This window comes from Pseudoalteromonas sp. 20-92, from assembly GCF_030847595.1.
GTDB lineage: Bacteria > Pseudomonadota > Gammaproteobacteria > Enterobacterales > Alteromonadaceae > Pseudoalteromonas > Pseudoalteromonas fuliginea.
In genome coordinates, this window is record NZ_JANJGQ010000056.1 from 1 (window position 1) to 1738 (window position 1738).

The following is a 1738-nucleotide window of genomic DNA, read 5'->3' on the forward strand; positions in this document are numbered from 1 at the left end:
ATACAAAATACTTTAGCTAATTCAAGTAGTTTATCTTCAACCCAGCCTCTACGATGCTCGTAAGACTTCCCAGTAAAATGGTCTTCACCACACAAAAATGCACGACGAACACACCGTGAAATACAATGGTAGTATTTTGTATCAACCAAACTTACTTGACGCTTTCTTGCGATTGCCATAAGACACCCTGCTTATTTTTTGCACTAATCAAAACGTAGTCTTTTATTTTGAAAAGAGCAAAATTTAGGATGGGTGTCATTGTTAATTTTGTGCCCTGTATGTATTTTTGCGTAAGCACAGTACCTTTACAGAGCTTATGCAAGCGGATAATAATCGCTTTATCATTTAATCGATTCGCTTTTTTATCATCAACATACAGCACTAAATGAGTGTGGTTACTCATAACGGCATAAGCACATACATCAATACAAAATACTTTAGCTAATTCAAGCAGCTTATTTTCAACCCAGCCTCGTCGATGCTCGTAAGATTGACCAGTAAAACTGTCTTCTCCACATAAAAATGCACGACGAACACAGCGTGAAATACAGTGATAGTATTTTGTATCAACCAAACTTACTTGACGCTTTCTTGCAATTGCCATAAGACACCCTGCTCGTTTTTTGCACTAACTAAAACGTAGTCCTAAATTTTGAAAAGAGCAAAATTTAGGATGGGTGTCATTGTTAATCTACGTACAGACTTGTTAGGTTTACTCTGCGACGTAAGCTACATCGATAACCGCTGATCTATTTAAATTACACTGTATTGTTTTGTTATTAGTGCGATTTATAAATATTATTTCTACTTTATCCGGTTGATTACTAAAACTGTGCCTTGTGCCTTTTAAGTTAACATCCTCACTAGAGCTTATTAACTTGTCCAGTTTCATAATATTTAAACAGTGAAGTTCCCCGCAATACAAAATTGCAGCTTGGCTTTCTGGTGAAGAACATTCAGACGCAGAAACATAGCCGCCATTATTAGAATACGAAAAATCTCCCATATAATTTACAAATACTGTAATTGCAGCATAAGCAACTACTAAAAATACGACAATATATTTGACAAACTTCATGTAAAACTAACGCCGCACTAAGCGGACTAAAATAGTGGGTTAAAATGTGGAGCGAAGCGAAACGTAACCCACTGTTTTTGTTCCGTTTAAGTGCCTTGTGTACGCCCGACATGGCATTGACTTATGAGGTGAAAGTCCTCTGTAGGAAGATCACCGTTTAAATAACATACTGTTATTAAACAATAGACACTCGCAAATGGCAAGGGCTAAATCGCGAGGGATAGTCTGGAGGAAGCCGCTAGCAAATCTGTGAGCTGATGAACAAAAACATCATATGAGGCGTAGGCTGGAGACGAGCTAGCACAAGATAGCGAAGTCATGTGATCTAACGGCCACCGTAAATGATGCAGTTGTGCAGAGAAAGTCGATGCACCTTATTCGGGGAGATCTGATAAACACGCATCCGCGCTAACGCTTGGAGATTACCAGTTAGGGGCTGGTCTTTCAACCCTTGGCGCTCTGGTTGCTGCGACCTACAGCGAGCGAAATAGCAGTAAACAAGCGTTAGTTTAGACGCGCTTTATCGAGTAATCGCTAGAGTGATTTATCAGAAGTCAGCAGACGGCATAGTAGCCAAACGCCCATCGTAATGGAAGGGACACGGTGAAGGCCTGAACATCTTAACCAGAGGAGATACTACAAATGAACTTGAATTCACAT

The 1738-nt window shown here is 39.6% G+C and carries 1 protein-coding gene and 2 pseudogenes; all 3 read right to left on the reverse strand.

Annotated features, from left to right (window positions below; genetic code table 11):
• A pseudogene (locus NRL14_RS20680) lies at positions 1 to 179 on the reverse strand (Mobile element protein); the annotation flags it as partial.
• Positions 180 to 238: 59 nt separating this feature from the next.
• Positions 239 to 604 (reverse strand): annotated as a pseudogene (locus NRL14_RS20685) (transposase); the annotation flags it as partial.
• Positions 605 to 712: 108 nt separating this feature from the next.
• Positions 713 to 1078 (reverse strand): hypothetical protein, encoded by a 366-nt coding sequence (locus tag NRL14_RS20690; protein ID WP_306725508.1) that lies wholly within the window; start codon positions 1076 to 1078, stop codon positions 713 to 715.
• Between the last annotated feature and the right edge of the window lie 660 nt (positions 1079 to 1738).